The 16518-nt window shown below is 61.3% G+C and carries 12 protein-coding genes and 1 tRNA gene; 3 read left to right on the top strand and 10 right to left on the bottom strand.

Annotated elements, in window-relative coordinates:
• Positions 1-19 precede the first annotated feature (19 nt).
• The 4 genes from MPJ51_RS13310 to MPJ51_RS13295 form a co-directional block, all read right to left on the bottom strand.
• Positions 20-1360: an HlyD family type I secretion periplasmic adaptor subunit gene (locus tag MPJ51_RS13310; RefSeq protein WP_298387502.1), complete on the bottom strand. Its 1341-nt coding sequence runs from the start codon at positions 1358-1360 to the stop codon at positions 20-22.
• A 9-nt stretch (positions 1361-1369) separates the two neighbouring features.
• A complete protein-coding gene (locus MPJ51_RS13305) occupies positions 1370-3592 on the bottom strand; it encodes a type I secretion system permease/ATPase (protein ID WP_298387499.1) in 2223 nt (740 codons plus the stop codon).
• 37 nt (positions 3593-3629) lie between these two features.
• On the bottom strand, positions 3630-5579 hold the full coding sequence (locus MPJ51_RS13300) for a type I secretion protein (RefSeq protein ID WP_298387496.1): 1950 nt from the start codon (positions 5577-5579) through the stop codon (positions 3630-3632).
• Between the two features lie 129 nt (positions 5580-5708).
• Entirely contained in the window at positions 5709-7991 is a 2283-nt protein-coding gene (locus MPJ51_RS13295; RefSeq protein WP_298387493.1) for a hypothetical protein, read from the bottom strand.
• Between the two features lie 611 nt (positions 7992-8602).
• Between MPJ51_RS13295 and MPJ51_RS13290 the strand changes: the two genes are divergently transcribed.
• Complete coding sequence (locus MPJ51_RS13290; protein WP_298387490.1) at positions 8603-9322, top strand: response regulator transcription factor; 720 nt, start codon at positions 8603-8605, stop codon at positions 9320-9322.
• The gene (locus tag MPJ51_RS13285; protein WP_298387486.1) at positions 9315-9812 is read left to right on the top strand and encodes a hypothetical protein; all 498 of its coding nucleotides are present in this window, start codon (positions 9315-9317) and stop codon (positions 9810-9812) included. The genes MPJ51_RS13290 and MPJ51_RS13285 overlap by 8 nt, the downstream gene beginning before the upstream one ends.
• A 16-nt stretch (positions 9813-9828) precedes the next feature.
• Here the strand turns inward: MPJ51_RS13285 and MPJ51_RS13280 are convergent.
• Positions 9829-9914: transfer RNA gene (locus MPJ51_RS13280), tRNA-Leu, on the bottom strand.
• A gap of 152 nt (positions 9915-10066) precedes the next feature.
• Between MPJ51_RS13280 and MPJ51_RS13275 the strand changes: the two genes are divergently transcribed.
• Positions 10067-11245, top strand: a complete 1179-nt coding sequence (locus tag MPJ51_RS13275; protein WP_298387514.1) for an NAD(P)/FAD-dependent oxidoreductase — start codon at positions 10067-10069, stop codon at positions 11243-11245.
• Here MPJ51_RS13275 and MPJ51_RS13270 read toward each other — a convergent pair.
• From MPJ51_RS13270 to MPJ51_RS13250, 5 genes are all read right to left on the bottom strand, one after another.
• Positions 11242-11616: a glycine zipper family protein gene (locus MPJ51_RS13270; protein ID WP_298387483.1), complete on the bottom strand. Its 375-nt coding sequence runs from the start codon at positions 11614-11616 to the stop codon at positions 11242-11244. The two genes, MPJ51_RS13275 and MPJ51_RS13270, sit on opposite strands and share 4 nt — an antisense overlap.
• A 103-nt stretch (positions 11617-11719) precedes the next feature.
• Complete coding sequence (gene murD, locus MPJ51_RS13265) at positions 11720-13120, bottom strand: UDP-N-acetylmuramoyl-L-alanine--D-glutamate ligase (RefSeq protein ID WP_298387481.1); 1401 nt, start codon at positions 13118-13120, stop codon at positions 11720-11722.
• Between the two features lie 150 nt (positions 13121-13270).
• Positions 13271-14353 (bottom strand): phospho-N-acetylmuramoyl-pentapeptide-transferase, encoded by a 1083-nt coding sequence (gene mraY, locus MPJ51_RS13260; RefSeq protein ID WP_298387479.1) that lies wholly within the window; start codon positions 14351-14353, stop codon positions 13271-13273.
• Positions 14354-14377: 24 nt separating this feature from the next.
• Positions 14378-15766 (bottom strand): UDP-N-acetylmuramoyl-tripeptide--D-alanyl-D-alanine ligase, encoded by a 1389-nt coding sequence (gene murF / locus MPJ51_RS13255; protein WP_298387476.1) that lies wholly within the window; start codon positions 15764-15766, stop codon positions 14378-14380.
• A partial coding sequence (locus MPJ51_RS13250) for a cyanophycin synthetase (protein WP_298387473.1) occupies positions 15763-16518 on the bottom strand: 756 nt, incomplete at its 5' end. The genes murF and MPJ51_RS13250, both read right to left, overlap by 4 nt.

Genomic DNA, 16518 nt, shown 5'->3' with positions numbered 1-16518 from the left:
TATTCGTCAGACCGTGACGTCAATGCTCGCGAAACGCGCGGGACATGCTGTCGACCACGGGTTTGGCGATATAGGCCGCAAAGGTCCGTTCCTCGGTCTGGATCATGATCTCGGCGGGCATGCCGGGGGTTGGCACGAACCCACGCACGCGGCCCAGCTCATCCGGGGTTAGCGAGACGCGGGCCAGATAGACCTCTTGCGGGATACCGGCGTTGTCCTCCAGCAGCGCGTCGGCGGAGACATAAAAGACCTCACCGCTCAGCACCGGGGTGGTGCGCTGGTTCAGCGCGACAAGACGCACAGTGGCGGCCTGGCCCGTGACCACGCTGTCGATCTCGGTCCGGGGGATTTGCGCTTCGATGATCAGGGGCGCATCGGCGGGTAGAATTTCGGCGATGGGTTCACCGGTTTCGATCACGCCGCCGGGTGTGTGATGGTGCAGGCGCACGACCGTGCCGGTGACCGGCGCACGCACCACGGCGCGGTCAAGAACGCTGCGGGCCTGCCGGGCCTTTTCACGCACGCTTTCCAGATCAGCCTCGATCACGCCCAGCTCATCCAAGGCGGCCTCGCGATAGGCCGACCGGGTGCGCAAAATCTGTTCTTCATATTTCAACAGCATCTGATTGACTTCGGCTGTTTCCGCCGTCAGCCGCGCCAGTTGCCCTTCGGCCTCGGCCTGAACCCGGCGGATCGTGTTCAGATCACCTTTGCGCACCAAACCCTTCTCGAACAGGGACTGTTTCGTATCAAACTCTTCCTGCAGGATGTCCGAGCGGCGTTCCAGACTGCTTAGCTGCGCCTCGAACCCGGCGGCGCGGATACGCAGCGCCTCCATGTTGCGTTGCAGCAGGGCGATGTCGTTCAGCAAGGTCTTGCGCGACACATCAAAGCTGAGCTTCTGGCTGTCGAGAATGGTCATCACTTCGACATCGCTGGAGGCCTCGATCAGGGCAGGTGAAAAGGCCAGCTGTTCCTGTTCGCTATGCTCGGCCAGCAACCGTTCAGTCATGGCTTGCAGACGGATCTTGCGGATGAACAACTCGCGTTCATTGGCCTCGGCCGAGGTCTGGTCGAGGGTCATCAGGACCTGCCCGGCTTCGACGGCCTCACCTTCCGAGACCAGAATATCCTGAATGATGCCGCCCTCAAGATGTTGCACGATCTTGTTGCGCCCGGTGGCGACAAAGCTGCCTTGCGCAATCACCGCCGCCGCCAGAGGGGCGCTAAAAGACCACAGGCCAAAGCCGCCGAAACACAGGACCAGCATCAACAACCCGATGACAATCAGCCGGTTGATCGAGCGTGGAACCTCGGAATACCAAAGGGTGGGTTCGTCTTTGCGGACCAGTTCGTTCATGACTTTTCCCTACCCTTTCAACTCGGGCTGCTGCCGGGGCGCGTTCAGTTGTTGCAGAACCTGTTCGCGCTGACCAAACAGCGCCACGCGCCCGTCGGTCAGCAGCATGATCTTGTCCACCACGCTCAACAATGTGGGTTTCTGCGTGATCACCACCACGGTGATCTTGCTTTCCCGCGCCTGTTCAATCGCCCGTGCCAGCGCCTTGTCGCCCGCCACGTCGAGGTTCGAGTTCGGCTCATCCAGAACCACCATCCGGGGGTTGCCGAAAAAGGCGCGCGCCAGTGCGATGCGTTGTTTCTGGCCACCCGACAGCGGTGCGCCATCGGCGGCCACCACCGTCTCATACCCTTCGGGCAAGGTGGCGATCATGTTGTGGACATCGGCCAGAACAGCGGCATCGTGAATTTGCTCGTCGGTTACATCGGCGCGCATGCGGCCGATATTGTCCTTGATGGTGCCGGGGAACAGCTGCACGTCCTGCGGCAGATAGCCGATGCTTTCACCAAACTGGCGCGGGTCCCAGTTGCGGATATCCATCAGGTCCAGCCGCACGCTGCCCGATGTGGGCAGGACCGAGCCGACCAGCGCCTTGCCCAGCGTCGTCTTGCCCGCCCCGGAGTTGCCGATAATAGCCAGCGTCTCACCGGGGTTGAGCGAGAAGTTGATGCCGTTCAGAACCACCCGCTTGGTGCCGCCGGGCACGTAAAGCAGGCGTTCCACATCCAGCCGCCCCTCGGGCTTGGGCAGGCGCAGTTTCTCATATTGCAGGGCCGAGTTTGACAGCAGGCCCTTGATCCGGCCAAAGGCCCCGCGTGTCAGCAGGAAGGTATTCCAACCCTCGATCGAGCCTTCGATCGGCGCAAAGGCCCGCCCCGCGATGATTGACGCCGCGATGACCATGCCGCCGGTGATCTCGCCCTGTAGGGCAAGAAACGCACCCCAGCCCAGAATGCCGATCTGCGTCAGCAGGCGTACAGCGCGCGAGATGGCGGCGAAGATCACGTTGCGATCCTGCGCGCGCACCTGCCATGTCAGCGACTGCGCGGTGTCGCGGCCCCAGATGCGGACGGCTTCGGGGATCATCGCCAGCGCGTTGATGATCTGGCTGTTGCGCGACATGGAATCCAGATGCTGGTTCGCCATGGCTTGCGCCTGATTGGCCTTGGCAAAAGGTTTTGCGGTCATCTTCTGGTTCACAAGCGCGATCACCATCAGGATCAGCGCGGTGGTCACGACGATCATGCCCAACTGCGGGTGCACCAGAAAGATCATCAGGATGAAAAGCGGCGCGAATGGCACGTCGAGGAAGGAAATCAACGTGCCCGAGACCAGAAAGCCCCGCACCTGCTGCAAGTCGCCCAGCGTCTGATATTCGCGCCCATTGCCGTGAAGCGAGGCATGGGCCGCCGCGCTCAGCACCGGGGCGCCAAGGCGTGCCGCGACCTCGACCGCTGTGCGCATCAGCATAAAGCGGCGCACGGCATCGAAAGCGGATTGGAAGATCACCGCGCCCGCCACAATGGCGGTCAGCATGATCAGCGTGTCCAGCGACCGGCTGGTCAGCACCCGGTCGCTGATCTGAAACAGATAGATCGGGATCGCCAGGATCAAAACATTGGTGGCGCAGGTCAGCACCAGCACAAAGGCCAGATTGCGCCAGATCGCCCGCAGCGACGTGCGCAGAGTTTTCTGGAAATCCTCGGGCGGGGTACGTTTGTGAAAGGGTTGGGGTGGCCCTTTGCCATCGCCGCCGCCGGTGCCCGACCGCAGCAGGGGCTCATTCGCCTTGACCTCGATCGTAGTGCCTATGCGATTTCCGTCCTCTGACGCCGCTGAGGGGGTCATGCGTGCATGCGTCTGGTCGGAGGTGTCACGATCAGGGGTCTTTTGGCTGGCCACCCCGTTGCCGTCACCCGCGCTGGAAGTTTCGGAGGCAGGTTGCGGCTGTGCCCGCCGCTGGGGAGAGCTGGCGCGCACGGTACTTTCGGAAATTTTCGGTGCCTGTTCCACCGCCGGATCAATCCGCTGGACCCGCAGCGATTGCGCAGCGGGCCGGGCTGCATCGGATTGCACCGGCTTGGCTTGCCCCGGCACCTGCATCGCCTCGGTCAGGCGCAGCTTTGCCGGGCTTTTGACCGCCTTCGGCCTGGTCGCGGTTGCCTGACCGCCCCCGTTTCGATCCAGCGGACTGGCGTACCGGGTGCGACGCGACGAAAAACAAATCGACATATGATAACCTTCGGATCACTCGTAACACTTGGGGAAATCAGGCCAGCATGGATTGCAGGCCGTCGGATGAACTCATTGTTTCTGTCGGGGTCAGATCGGAACCCGCCGGATCGGCACCGGGCTGCACCCCCGGGGTGTTCATATCCTCCATCAGAAGGGCAATCGCCTCATTCGCCATGTCGGTGCCGTTGGGCTCCGGGGCGTCGATCAGACTGGCCTGATGCAGCAGCAGATCGGAATAGGTGCCGTTTGCCGCCATCACCTGCGAATCCACGCCCGCCTTGGTGATGTTGGCTGCGTTCAGCATGGCGTTGCTGCCCGCCATCACCTCGGTCACCGCAGCGTTTGGCCCGCTCAGGTCCACATCGTCCTGATCCGCCAGCATCGTCACCTGATCGACGATGTTCAGTTGCAGCAGGTCGCCATCGATCTTCAGGACGCGCATCTGCTCCATTCCCGCAAACATCGGGTCGTTCAGCAACGCATCCTCAAGCGCGTCCATATCGGCCGCAGCCATCGACATTGCATCCGCGATATTCTGATCAACCTCGGCCTCGATATCCTCGCCCAGGGTGGTCAGCGACGCTTGGTTCATCAGCAGATTGTCATCAGCCCCATCCACAGGGCCGGGCATGCCGCCGGTCACCACATCGTCATCCACCAGAACAAGGGTCTGGAACAGCATATCGACCGAGATCATGTCGCCGCCGACCATGATCAGGTCATAGTAACTGCCCAGTTGCACGATATCGGTGACATTGACCAACTGGTTTGCACCCATCGTGTAAAGGGTCGTTGCTGCCGTGATATCGGCCTGTATCTGGTCGATATCAGTGGCGTCGATCACCTGCTGGATGATGTTCGAGACGATCAGATCCCCGTCGATCCAGTCGATCTGGATATCCGTGGGCTGGCCGTTGGCCGTGCCGGTATCGTCCAGCCAATGCGGGGCGTTCGCCTCGGTCTTGATCTCGGCGGACTGAACCACCTCTGTTCCTGATCCGGTGCCGGGATTGCCCTGATCATGGTCCGAGACCACGGCCACCTGACTGATCATGGTCAGGCTGATCGCCTGCCCACCCACCGCGATAAACGGCGCGTCTACCCAGGCGACGGTCATCGCAACCTCGTTCACCGCCAGATTGCCGCCGGTGACGACGGTGTGGCCATCGGCAAATTCGGACTCCTTGTCCTGATCCCATTCCGCCGGGGTAAAGTCGGGCTCCTCGCCCTCTTCAACCTCGTCGGGCTGATGATAGGCGGGCAGAAGATCGCTCCATTCGGGGGCTTCGTCCACATGCTGTCCGTTGACGATGGTGCCGATCGCATCATCGCCATGGAACTGGTGGATGGTGACCCCATCCAGTTGCGCGGTCATCGGGGCCTGCATCTCGGCCGCCAGCGCCTCGACATACTCGACCGAGAGATAATCCGAGATATCAAGGGACGGCGCAGACAGCGCATGCAGCGACGTTGCCACATCCAGCAGGGATTCAGCCTGCGCCATCAGCGCGTCCACATCCCGGAAATCGCCCTGCCCGACCGTGTCATTGTCGCGCAAGAACAACGTCTGGAACGTATAGGTGACCGCCGATCCGATGATCTCGGTCACGATCTGAGGTTGCAGGATAATGAGGGTCTGTTCGACGGAAATCACCTGTTCCGCCTCGGGCACCTGTATCTGCAGCAGGAACGGCGGGCCGACTGAGATGAAGCTTTGCAACGCTGGCCCATCCAGTGCCGGGGGCAGTCCCGGTTCCGCCGGGGGTGCCGTGAATCGCATCGACAGGGGATCATAATCCCCCGGTGCGTCGTCCAGATCGGCCTTGATACGGATGGTCGTCGGGTCTTGCAGTTCTTCCAGTTCGACCTTGCGCCGCAGCCCAGTGAACTCTTCGTACTGATCCCTCAGACGGGCCTGTTCAATCGTAAGGTTAAAAGTTCCCACAAAATGGGCAATCGTTTCGGTAACACTGTCGAGAGACATCTGAATGATCCCTATCTCCGTCACCGGCCTGAAATTTCCGGATCGGGGTTCACTGTGCCGGGGCCGATGAACCGGCCCCGACGTTTTTGACAAGATCGGGGGCCGGTAATGCGGCCCCCGCGATTGGTCTTAGACGTCGGTGTCGTCGCTGGCATAGGTCGAGGTCATCGAACCACCGACCATGGTCGTATCGACCGAGTTGCCAAGGATGTTGGCGCCCATGACGATCGACTGGTTGAAGGCCGATGTGTCGACCACAGCCGCTGCCGATGCGTAGGATTCGCCATGCACCGTGCCGTCGCCACCATTGTTCGAGCCCCAGGCCCCGGCATTGCCGCCAGCACCGCCGTCGCCCGAATAGGCACCCGCCGCGCTGCCGCCGGTAACGGTCGCACCCATGGTGTCGCCCGACATCGCACTGCCAGTCGCCGCGCCGCTGGTGCCGCCGGTTGCCGCGGACGCACCGCCTGCACCGCCCGCGCCCGAGCTTGCCGCGCCCGTGGCGCTGCCCGACCCGGTCGAGGTGGCATCATTGTCGCTGTTGGCCGCTCCGCCGTAACCGGCGATGGCTTCGGCCAGACTGTCAGCCGCGCTGTTGGTTTCGGCGTCGCCCATGACGTCCGCTGCACCACCACCGCCTGCGGTATTGGCCGCATCGGCCGATCCTGCACCGCTGCCGGTCGAGGCCGACGTCGGCGTGGTCGTACCACCTGCACCAGCAACACCGTCAGCCGCGGATGAGCCGGAGCCCGACCCGGTTGCCGTGCCGTCGGCATCGTTGGTGCCACCGGCACCGCCCGAGGCATCGGTTGCCTGCGTGTTGCTGGCATTGCCGTTGGCATCGCCCGGGTTCTGCGAAATGTCCGGACCGCTGGCCGCCTGATCGCCGACACCCTGTGCCGAGGAATCAGCTGCCGAAGTTCCGCCGGTTCCGGTGCCACCGGTCCCGGTTCCACCCGTACCGCTGCCGCCGGTGCCATTACCGCCAGTACCGTTGCCACCGGTGCCATCACCGCTATCGCCCGGCACCATGTCACCCGGCCCCAGGATCTCTTCCTGCAGCGCCATGATGGCTTCTTCGACCATATCCGAGAATCCGCCGGTTCCGTCGCCGCCGGTGCCATCACCGCCAGTGCCGTCACCACCGGTTCCGTCACCACCCGTGCCATCACCACCAGCACCATTTGCGGTGCTGCCAGCCGCACTGCCTGCGGCGCCCGATGCCGAGTTGCCGCCTGCGGTGGCGTCATTGGCCTCGGTTTCCAGGTCGGTCGTGTTGTTGGCCGTCCCTTGCGTGGTCCCGGTGCCGTCACCGCCACTTGCGCCCTGCGCCGGCGAATAGTTCCCGGCCGAGCCATAGCCCGCCGCGCCGGAACCCGACGTGTTGTCGCCGCCATCAGCGTCGCCTTGGGCATTGGACCCCGACAGACCCAGGCCGAGACCCAGACCGAAGGAATCCGCGCTGCCGCCGTTACCACCAGTACCGTCGGCATCTACGTTCGAGCTGCCTGTGTTGTTGGCACTGGATGTCCCGGTCGCACTACCACCAGCACCGCCCGAGCTGTCGCCGGACGCGCCTGCGCCTGACAGGCCAAGACCCGCGCTATGGTTGCTGGCAGATCCGGACGCACCGCCGGTTCCACCTTGCGAACTTGCATTGGCACCACCGGAATCACCACCAAAGGCCAGTGCGTGACTGCCGTTGGTATCCGCGCCAGCTGCACCGCCATAGCTAGTGCCACCGCTGCCGGAATTGCCACCATCCGAGGTCGCGCCGATGCCTTCATGCGCTGTGGCTGTACCGCCATTGGCGTTGCCATTCTGCGTGAAGCCCGCATTGTTGGACACGGATGCACCCGACAACCAGTCATCATCATTCAGGCTGGCCACCTGATTGTTGATTGATGACATATCATTGCCCGCACCGTTCTGCGACACACTCAGGTTAAGGTCATCGCCCGGATCATAATCCAGCGCGTCGCCCGCAGTGATCACATCACCACCGACTGAACCGCCCTTGCTTACGTCCACATCGACCTTGTCGTCGTCGCGCGGAATCCACTCGCCACCGCCGAAATCGATATTGATCGAGTTGGAGTTCGAGTTGTCGTTGCTGTCATCACCACCATTGACGTTGGCCTGATGTTGCGCTTGTTGCTGAGCCTGGTTCTGATCCTGCTCCTGACCCTGTTCATTGCCGACCTCGGTCGACTGACCCTGAACCTGGAGCTGTTCGTTTTCATTCTGATCGCTGTTGTTGTTCTCGACAGCCTGATCCTGCTGTTGGGCATTGATATCGGCGTCGATTGAGGCTTCGGCAATCTCGACATTGGTTTCAAAATCAGCGTCCAGATTTTCGATTTCAATTTCGTCAACGGTCGTGACATTTGTATTATTTGTATTGCGTCTCATAATAATTTTCCACTCGTGATGCGCCAGACCGCCATTCATCTACAAAGCGGTAACAAGCGCGGTTGAAACAAAATGAACTGCACCCGCACGGATAATATCGCGCGTTTGCCGATGGGATTTCTTTTCTCTCTAAGCGCACCCCCTTTCCCGGCCAAGCCGATTCCCTGACCACAAGAGAACACGCGAAATAAGCGGTCTGTTGGGTGGTCAGATACAAGGTCACTTCGAAAATTGAAGCCCGATCATGTTTGCAGCGACACGTGATCGTGACTAGCTGACCGAAAGGTCTAGTTGGCGTTTCCAACTGTTATTAAACGGTTTTTAAAATTTCCCGGAAAAACCCAACCCGCGCACAACAAATTTGAGCTCTCATTGACGCTCAAATTTATTTCAGCCTTTTCTTTAGGTTACGCTGAGTGTGAATTTTTCACCCTAATCGAAAGTTCTAGGAAGGTCGAATTCCACAGGTCCATCTATTGTCCACATTCAAACTTTCAGTTATGATAGGGGTTCATTTTATTTTACCATTAATGTTATCCGCGCCAATTATTTTTCACGGTATTTTTGATATTATGGCGCAGTTACGAGTGGGGTAGACAATGATTGATTCATTGAAGAGAAATACCCGTGATGAAAATGATTACCCAATTGAATTGTCGGTCATTTTCATTGGAAAAGAACTGTTTTATTCCAACCAGACCCTTCGAAGCGTACAAAGCGAGTTCGGCGTCCTTGCCTTTCGCTATGACAGTCTGGACAGGCTGCAATCACAGGACGGCAGGCAGATCCTGACCGAACGTATAATTATCGTCGATCAAATGCTGCTCGAAGACCTGCTGGCGCGCCCGTCGGATTATCGGCGGGTGGCAGGGGCAGGTTGCCTGGCCTTTGCCTATCGCAAGGAAAGCTCGGCCCGGTTTCTGTTTGAACATTGGGATCGGCAGCAGCACGGCGATATCGGATATCTGCCGATGAACGTGGCCCCGGATGTCTGGCGGGCCATCCTGCGGCTTTTGATGCATGAGGAACTGCACCTGCCCAGCTTTGTCGCCGATTGCTTGCCGCAAACGCCGGACGCCCAACCGCAGCCCAGCGCACAGGCGTCGGAAAAGCTGCCGCTTTATACCTCGCTCACGCGGCGGGAAAAACAGGTGCTCAAGTTGGTATCGCAGGGGGAGAGCAACAAGGTCATTGCGGCACAACTGGGCATTACCGAGCACACGGTGAAACTGCATCTGCATAATGTCTCGGGCAAGATCGGGGTCAGCAATCGCACCGCCGCCGCGCATTTCTATTTCGAGGTCGCCCCGCACGAGTCCAACCGTGACTGAGACATTCGAAACCCGGTTCGACAGGCTGATCCTGCTGGTCGGTCGGCTGAACTATATGTGGACCAATACCGAAAGCCTGTTGATCCACCTGATCGCCGGGCTGTCAGGGACCAGCAAGGACGTGGCCGTCATCATCTTTCTGACCCTCAACACCACCCGCGCGCGGCTGGATCTGGTCGAACGTCTGGCCAAGATGGATGGCCGCCCCGCAACCGAGCGGGACCCGATCCTGGACCACACTCACCGCCTTGCCCGCCTGTCCGCGATCCGCAACAGATACAATCACTGCATCTATTCCTTCGACCCCGAAAGCGGCAATCCCAAGACCATCCTGATGCGCATTGCTGACCGTAAGAACGATATCAAGCTGGGGCGAGAAGACACCATGGACGACGCCGCAATGCAAGAGATCGAGGCTGTAGTCGACCAACTCTCGACCATCAACCGCGACATCTGGCAATTGATCCGGCAGTTGGGATATCCGGCTTGAGTGTCGTTTGGACAATTGGTGCGGGCGGTGGGACTCGAACCCACACGGGCGTACGCCCTTCAGATTTTAAGTCTGATATGTCTACCATTCCATCACGCCCGCACGGCGCTGGCCTCGGGTCGGGCCTGTGAAATCAGTAAGACGACCGGCCTCTGAATACAATGCGTTTCAAAGGGCGCGCGCAGGATTTTCCGAACGGCGCAACTGAACGGTTCCCCCTTGTCTTTGCCGTGAATTCAAGCCAATGCCCCGGGATGCGCTTTGATACGATCATCCTGGGTGCCGGGGCCGCCGGTATGATGTGCGCCGCCCATTGCGGCGGGCGTGTTCTGGTGATCGACCATGCCAAGGCGCCGGGCGAAAAGATCCGTATCTCGGGCGGGGGGCGGTGCAATTTTACCAATCTCTATGCCGGTCCCGAGAACTTCCTGTCGCAGAACCTGCATTTCTGCAAATCGGCGCTGGCGCGATATACGCAGTGGGATTTCCTTGATCTGGTGAATCGCCATGGCATCACGTGGCATGAAAAGACGCTAGGGCAGTTGTTCTGCGATGGGTCCTCGAAACAGATCATCGCCATGTTGCTGGACGAGATGCAGCGCGCAGGCGCCGAACTGTGGGTGCAGACAACGCTGAAGAACCTGCGCCAGACCGAAACGGGTTTTGCTTTGGAGGTCGAGCGCGAAGGCCAGCGACATGCCCTGACCTGCCGCAATCTGGTGCTGGCCACCGGAGGCAAGTCGATCCCCAAGATGGGCGCGACCGGTCTGGCCTATGACATCGCGCAGCAGTTTGGCCTGACAGTGACCGAAACCCGGGCCGCGCTGGTGCCCTTCACCTTTTCGGATTGGAAATTCAGCGACCTGTCCGGTGTCTCACTGCCCGCGCGGCTGTCGAATGACCGCACCAGCTTTGATGAGGCGCTTCTGTTCACTCATCGCGGTCTCAGCGGACCATCGGTGCTGCAGCTGTCGTCTTATTGGCGCGAGGGTGAGGTGATCCGGGTCAACCTGATCCCCGACCTGCCCCTGTTCGAGCTGCTGCGTGAACAGCGGCAAAGCGGCGGGCGCAAGGCGCTGACCACCGAACTGGCGCGGCACCTGCCCGCGCGGTTGGTCGAGTATCTGAGCCAACATATCCCGATGACGGGCAATCTGGCCGATCAGTCCGACGCGGCGCTGAAGGACCTGATTTCAGCGCTCTCTGACTGGCAGTTGGCACCGTCTGGCACCGAAGGCTATCGCACGGCCGAGGTCACGCTGGGCGGGATTGCCACCGACAACCTGTCCTCCAAAACGATGGAGGCCAATGATGTCCCTGGCCTCTATGCGATTGGCGAAGCGGTGGATGTCACCGGCTGGTTGGGCGGCTATAATTTCCAGTGGGCGTGGTCCTCGGGGCACGCCGCCGGAACTGCCATCGCGGCCCGTTAACCTACGACGTTATAGCCACGTCCGCGCATGCAGTTGCGCACGATGACTTCCTGATTCTGTGTATTGCTGATCGCACTGGCACCCGCCCCGACAAGGGCACCGGCAACCGCCGTGCGGCCCAGATCACTGGCGCTGTCGTCAACGATGGCCTTCACACCGGCCGCCCCTGCGGCACCGATGGCCGCAGCCCCTGCCGTGTTGCTGTCCAAGGTCGGCTGCGATCTCGCCAGCGCCTGACATTGCGCCAGATCGGCGTTGTAGTTTGGACCGACCGGACCGTCGACAATCGGCTGGTAATTCGCCCCGACATTTGTGCAGGCACCAATGCTCAGAATGGCAGGGATGATCAAAGAGAACTTACGGTATTGCATCGTCATGACCTCGTGTTGAAACTTCGAAAGGCAAAACCAATAGGTATGGCGCGTCAAGTTGATAGCGCTCAGCTTTGCCGAAACGGCGGTCTATTGCAAATTTCTATACAGGCAGCCTTTGCCGGACCTGCGCCGCGAAATCCTCTCCGCGCTGTTCGAAGTTGTCGTATTGGTCAAAGCTGGCCGCCGCCGGGGCCAGCAGGATCGTCTCACCCGGTTGCGCATCAGCCATGGCCTGTTCGACGGCGGCAGCCATGGTGGTGCAGACCTGCGCCTCGGTTTCAAGCTGCATGGCGAAATTCGCCGCTTCGCGCCCGATCACATAGGCTTTGATCACCTGATCCCCGGCCCCGTTTAACGCGGCAAGCCCGCCCTCTTTCTCAAGCCCTCCGCAAATCCAGCGAATGTTTTTGAACGCGCTCAGCGCTTTCAGGGCGCTATCCACATTGGTGGCTTTGGAGTCGTTGACATAGGTCACCCCATCCGCCTCGGCGATGATCTGGCTGCGATGCGGTAGGCCGGGGAAGCTGTGCATCGCCTGTTCGATCACCCGCGGCGCAAGGCCCAGCGCACGGCAGGCGGCATAGGCGGCGCAAGCGTTCTGGTGGTTATGCGCGCCAGGCAGGCCCCGGATATTGCGCAAATCAATCGCACCCGCCTGACGGCCCTTGCGGTATTCCGACAGGAACCCCTTGCGGGCAAAAACCTGCCAGCCCGGGCCGGTCAGTTTGCGTGCCACCGAGATACGGATCACCCGGTCATCCGCCGACCCCTCGGCCAATTGCCCGGCCAGAAATGCGCCTTCGGTTTCGTCCACTCCGATCACGGCGCGATCCGGCCCACCTTCGGCGAACAGGCGTCGTTTGGCCGAGAAATACCCGCCCATGCCCCCGTGCCGGTCCAGATGGTCGGGCGAAAGGTTGGTGAAAACCGCGATATCCGGCGTCAAGGCCCGGGCCAGTTCGGTCTGATAGCTGGAGAGTTCCAGCACCACGACCGAGCCGTCTCCGCCCGGATCGATATCCAACACGCCACGCCCGATATTGCCCGCCAGTTGCGCCGCGCGCCCGGCTTCGGACAGGATGTGATGGATCAGCGCGGCGGTGGTGGATTTCCCGTTTGACCCGGTCACCGCAATCACACGCGGAGGGGTGTCGAAATTGTTCCACTCCGGCCCCGCGAAAGATCGGAAGAACAGGCCGATGTCGTTGTCGACCGGCACCCCGGCCTCCAGCGCGGCGGCCACAACCGGGTTGGGCACGGGGTAAAGATGCGGGATACCCGGCGACACGATCAGCGAAGCAACCCCGTCAAAGGCTCCGCCACGGCGCAGATCGGTGCAGGCAAACCCCTCGGCCTCAGCCGTTTCGCGGGCGGCTGGGTTATCGTCCCAGCAAATCGCCTCCGCCCCACCGGCACGCAAGGCCCGCGCAGTGGCCAACCCCGACCGGCCCAATCCCAGAACCGCAAGTATTTGTCCGGAAAACCCTTTGACCGGGATCATGCCGCCCACCTTCTTATGACATCTGATGCGCCGCCACACTGCACCGAAGAATTTCCCAATATCAAGGGTACGATCAGGCTCGCGCGGCAGCGCGAGCCGGGCCCAACAGGTGGCAGGCTGGCCGTAGGCCCGCCGAACCTGGCGGGAGGGCTACCGGACTTTCAGCGTCGCCAGACCAATCATCGCCAGGATCAGCGAGATGATCCAGAACCGGATCACGATGGTGGGTTCGGCCCAGCCCTTTTTCTCATAATGGTGGTGGATCGGTGCCATCAGGAACACCCGCTTGCCGGTGCGTTTGAAGTACAGAACCTGAATGATCACGCTCAGCGCCTCGACCACGAACAACCCGCCGACCACGGCCAGAACCAGCTCGTGCTTGGTGGCTACGGCGATGGCACCCAGCGCACCGCCCAGTGCCAGTGATCCGGTATCACCCATGAACACAGCCGCAGGCGGGGCGTTGTACCACAGGAACCCCAGACCCGCGCCAAAAAGCGCCGAGGTGAAGATGAAAATCTCACCCGTTCCGGGCACATAATGCACATCCAGATATTCGGTAAAGTCGACGCGACCCACCGCATAAGCGATCACCCCAAGGGTCGAGGCCGCGATCATCGCCGGCATGATCGCCAGCCCGTCCAAACCATCGGTCAGGTTCACCGCATTGGCTGCACCCACGATCACCACAATCGCAAAGGGGATGTAGAACAGGCCGAGATTCAGCAGCGTATCCTTGAAAATCGGCAAGGCCAGCTGGTTCTGCAACGCCTCGGGGTGGTGCAGCGAGGCCCAGAAGGCCGCCAGAACCGCAATCAGAATGCCCAGCGCCAGCCGCATCTTGCCCGACACGCCCTTGGTGTTCTGTTTCGAGACCTTGGCATAATCATCGGCAAACCCAATCGCCGCATAGCCCAGCGTGACAAACAGAACCATCCAGACATAAGGGTTGTCCCACCGCGCCCAGATCAGGGTCGAGGTCACCAGCGCGCCCACGATCAGCAACCCGCCCATGGTGGGTGTGCCCGCTTTGCTGAAATGCCCCTCGGGCCCATCATCGCGGATCGGCTGACCCTTGCCCTGCTTGCGACGCAACACGTTGATCAAAGGTTTGCCGAACAGAAACCCGAACACCAGCGCGGTCAGAAAGGCGCCGCCCGCGCGGAAGGTGATATAGCGGAAGAGGTTCCAGAAATCCCCTCCGTCCGACAAGGCGGTCAACCAATACAGCATTACAAAACCTCTCTCACGCGGGGGTCATGGCTCAAGCGCGCGCTCATGCCCCATTTTCCGCAAACCGTCAACAATCCGCGCCAGCGCCATGCTCAGCGAGCCTTTGGCCAGCACCACATCTCCATCCCGGATCATTTCGGGCAGATGCGCGGCCATCTCATCGCTGGTCTCAAACCACAGCCCGCGCTTGGCGTCTGGCAGGGTTCGATGCAGCGCCTGCATCAGCGGACCGATGCAATGCACCTGATCCACTCGCGCCATCGCCGGGACATCCGCCATCGCCGCATGCATCGCGTGCTCCTGCGCGCCCAACTCTTTCATATCGCCCAGAAACGCGATCCGGCGCGCGCCATGCGAGGCCGCGAGCACGTCCAGCGCCGCCTCCATCGAGGTCGGGTTGGCGTTATAACTGTCATCCAGCAGCTCGATCTGTCCGCCACCGGCCAAGGGCAGGCTTTCCCGCACGCCGCGCCCGGTGACCGGGGACCAATGTGCAAGACCGGCAATCGCCTGATCCAGATCCACACCCATTTCAACGCAGGCCGCCAAGGCCCCCAAAGCGTTCATCGCAAAATGAGTGCCTGCAGATTGCACATCAAACGCAACCGTCCTGCCAGCGACCTGCGCCTGTGCGCGGACAGCGTTTGCGGATTGGCTGACGTCGGTCAGCACGTAATCTGCCGCGTTGCGGCCAAATTCAACGGTTTTGGCATCCGCCGCGCAATCCCGCAGGATATCCGCGTGATCTATATCGGCGTTCACGATGGCCGCGCCGCCCTCGGTCAAGCCTTCGAAAATGGCGGCCTTTTCGTGGGCGATGCCTGCAACCGACTCGAATGCCTCCAGATGTACCGCAGCAACGGTTGTGACCAGCGCCACATGCGGGCGGGCCTGACGGGCCAGCGGAGCGATCTCGCCCGGGTGGTTCATCCCGATCTCGATCACTGCAAATTCCGTATCACGCGGCATCCGCGCCAATGTTAGCGGCACGCCCCAATGATTGTTGTAACTGGCGACACTGGCATGGGTTTTGCCCTGCGTCTCCAGGATCGTGGCCAGCATTTCCTTGGTCGAGGTCTTGCCGACACTGCCGGTCACACCCACAACTTTCGCGCCGCTGCGGGCACGCGCAGCCTTTCCCAGCGCTTCAAGCCCCGCCTGCACGTCATCAACAATCAGCAACGGCGCGTCTTGGGCCACCCCTTCAGGCACCCGCGACACCAGAGCAGCCCCCGCGCCTTTTTGCAACGCCTGCGCCACAAAATCATGCCCGTCCCGCGCCGCCTTCAACGCCACGAACAGGTCACCCGGCTGCAGGGTACGCGTGTCAATCGAGACACCATTGACCGACCAGTCGCCGGTTGCTTTCCCGCCCGTGACCTCTGCGGCCTCTTGTGCTGTCCAAAGCGTCATGCCACCCGCCCGTCCAGCGCCGCTACCGCGATGCTGGCCTGTTCCACATCATCAAAGGGCAGAACCTGATCGCCCACGATCTGCCCGGTCTCATGCCCCTTGCCCGCGATTAGCAGCGCGTCACCCGGTTGCAGAGCATCAACGCCGCGCAGGATGGCCTCGGCCCGGTCGCCCACTTCGGTGGCCTCGGGCGCGCCCAGCATAACGGCCGAGCGGATCGTGGCCGGGTCTTCCGAGCGCGGGTTGTCATCGGTGACGAACACCACGTCGGCATGGTTCGCTGCTGCTTGCCCCATCAACGGGCGCTTGGTGGCATCCCGATCTCCGCCCGCGCCGACGATGGCGATCAAGCGGCCCATCACATGCGGGCGCATTGCTTTGAGCGCCGTAGCCACCGCATCGGGCGTATGGGCGTAATCGACAAACACTGCCGCGCCGTTTTCGCGCGTGGCGGCCAGCTGCATGCGGCCCCGGACGGTGGTCAGATGCGGCAAGGTCTCGAACACCCGTTCGGGATCGTCCCCGGCAGCAATGACCAGCCCGCAGGCCAGCAGAACGTTTTCAGCCTGAAACCCGCCGATCAGGTTCAGGCGGGTCAGGAACACCTTGCCCTGCCAGGAAAAGCGCAGATCCTGCCCGGTGGCGTCAAACCGTTGGTTCAGCAGGCAAAGATCGGCCTCGCCCAGCCCAACAGTCAGCACGGATTGCCCGCGCGCCTCGGCAATCCGGCGCATCTGCGCGCCCTTCGGGTC

Origin of the sequence: Ruegeria sp. (genome assembly GCF_028066395.1) — a bacterium.
In the GTDB taxonomy this organism is placed as follows: domain Bacteria; phylum Pseudomonadota; class Alphaproteobacteria; order Rhodobacterales; family Rhodobacteraceae; genus Ruegeria.
This window is presented reverse-complemented; position numbering and strand designations above follow the sequence as displayed.

What these genes read in the sequence shown, in the direction of transcription:
- mraY (WP_298387479.1), bottom strand. Translation starts at nt 14,353, where the DNA reads ATGCTGTATTGGTTGACCGCCTTGTCGGACGGAGGGGATTTCTGGAAC.
- murD (WP_298387481.1), bottom strand. Translation starts at nt 13,120, where the DNA reads ATGATCCCGGTCAAAGGGTTTTCCGGACAAATACTTGCGGTTCTGGGA.
- MPJ51_RS13295 (WP_298387493.1), bottom strand. Translation starts at nt 7,991, where the DNA reads ATGAGACGCAATACAAATAATACAAATGTCACGACCGTTGACGAAATT.
- MPJ51_RS13275 (WP_298387514.1), top strand. Translation starts at nt 10,067, where the DNA reads ATGCGCTTTGATACGATCATCCTGGGTGCCGGGGCCGCCGGTATGATG.
- MPJ51_RS13270 (WP_298387483.1), bottom strand. Translation starts at nt 11,616, where the DNA reads ATGCAATACCGTAAGTTCTCTTTGATCATCCCTGCCATTCTGAGCATT.
- murF (WP_298387476.1), bottom strand. Translation starts at nt 15,766, where the DNA reads ATGACGCTTTGGACAGCACAAGAGGCCGCAGAGGTCACGGGCGGGAAA.
- MPJ51_RS13300 (WP_298387496.1), bottom strand. Translation starts at nt 5,579, where the DNA reads ATGTCTCTCGACAGTGTTACCGAAACGATTGCCCATTTTGTGGGAACT.
- MPJ51_RS13310 (WP_298387502.1), bottom strand. Translation starts at nt 1,360, where the DNA reads ATGAACGAACTGGTCCGCAAAGACGAACCCACCCTTTGGTATTCCGAG.
- MPJ51_RS13305 (WP_298387499.1), bottom strand. Translation starts at nt 3,592, where the DNA reads ATGTCGATTTGTTTTTCGTCGCGTCGCACCCGGTACGCCAGTCCGCTG.